This is a genomic window from Pseudomonas sp. IT-P44, assembly GCF_949768225.1.
Lineage (GTDB): Bacteria > Pseudomonadota > Gammaproteobacteria > Pseudomonadales > Pseudomonadaceae > Aquipseudomonas > Aquipseudomonas migulae.
This window is the reverse complement of sequence record NZ_CATKQM010000082.1, coordinates 1-716: the sequence shown is the minus strand read 5'-3', so window position 1 is coordinate 716 and position 716 is coordinate 1. Positions and strand designations below refer to the sequence as shown.

Genomic DNA, 716 nt, shown 5'->3' with positions numbered 1-716 from the left:
TGACATCACTCTCGAGTTCATCGAACCGCAGTACCTGTCTGAAGACCCTGCCGGCGAGATCCTGGCGTTCGATAAGACCTGGTCATTCGTGCCGTTCGATCTGTGGGTTGCAGAGCACGGCGAGGTGTCCAGCCATGGCCGGTCGTAGCACCTTCGAGCTCGACGCCCGGGGTTATCTCGGCATTCGCGAGCAGTTGGCGTTGCTGAGCCTGCCGCCACAGCTGCGTCGGCGTTTGCTGAATAACGTGATGAAACGTGTGCGGACGATGGGCCGCAAGCGTGTGCGTGACCAGCAGAACCTGGACGGCACCCCGTTCGAAGAGCGCAAGGGCACAGGCAAGGGCAAAAAGAAGATGGAAGCCGGCCTGGCCAAGCTGATGCAGGTCACCAGGGTCAGCGCAGATGAAGCCGAATTGGGCTGGAAAAACGCCCTGACCGCCTGGGTCGCGGCCCAGCAACACAACGGTGTCAGCGAGCGGCGCACAGCAGCGCAGATGAAGCGCTGGAACAACGTGCCCGCAGGTCTAGCCGCCACGGAAAAGCAGGCCAAGCGCTTGCGCCGCCTGGGCTTCAAGGTTCGCCAGGAAGGCAAAAAAGCCCTGACTCGGCCGTCCGTAGCCTGGATTCAAGAACACGTGAATTACGCCAAGGCGGGGCTGCTGATCCGCATCTTGGACGATGAAAAGACCGAGAGCAGCGGCGCGCAGAGCTGGGAA

At 61.6% G+C, this 716-nt stretch carries 1 protein-coding gene and 1 pseudogene; both read left to right on the top strand.

Annotated elements, in window-relative coordinates; all coding sequences use genetic code 11:
* A pseudogene (locus ACM6IO_RS27905) lies at window positions 1–148 on the top strand (phage tail protein); the annotation flags it as partial.
* Window positions 135–716: virion morphogenesis protein (locus ACM6IO_RS27900; protein ID WP_414912614.1), on the top strand; the 582-nt coding region annotated here is incomplete at its 3' end. The pseudogene ACM6IO_RS27905 and the gene ACM6IO_RS27900, both read left to right, overlap by 14 nt.